A 460-nucleotide genomic window follows, 5' to 3' on the forward strand; every position below is an offset into this window, starting at 1 on the left:
TGGTCGCCGGACTCGCGCCATCTCGCGGCCTACCGCGTTCGCCCCGGCTACAAGCGGGAGGTCCCCTACCTCAATTCGTCGACGGACCAGTTGCAGCGCGAATATTCGACAATGGTCTATCCCAAGCCGGGCGATGCCCTTCCGCTGCCCCAGCCGGTCCTGTTCGACATTGCCGGCCTGCGCCAGATCGTGATCGACAACGCCCTGTTCTCCAACCCCTTCGAACTTTCCCCTTTCCGGTGGTGGGCGGACGGTCGCGGCTTTACTTTCGAATATAACCAGCGCGGGCATCAGCTCTATCGGCTGGTCGAGGTAGACGCCGCCACGGGCCGCGCACGCTCGCTGATCGAAGAGACCAGCACGACCTTCGTTGATTACCAGCCGCTGGTGATGAACCAGCACGGTACCGGGAAAGTCTTTCGTTACGATGTCGACGACGGGAAGGAGATCATCTGGGCGT

Annotated in this window: 1 protein-coding gene; it reads left to right on the top strand. The window is 62.0% G+C overall.

All coding sequences use genetic code 11. The annotated features are described in order from the left end of the window. Positions 1-460 (top strand): DPP IV N-terminal domain-containing protein (locus AC0L3D_RS36935; protein WP_473647566.1); only part of this gene is annotated, 460 nt, incomplete at both ends.

The sequence above is a fragment of the Mesorhizobium sp. WSM4837 genome (assembly GCF_055811435.1).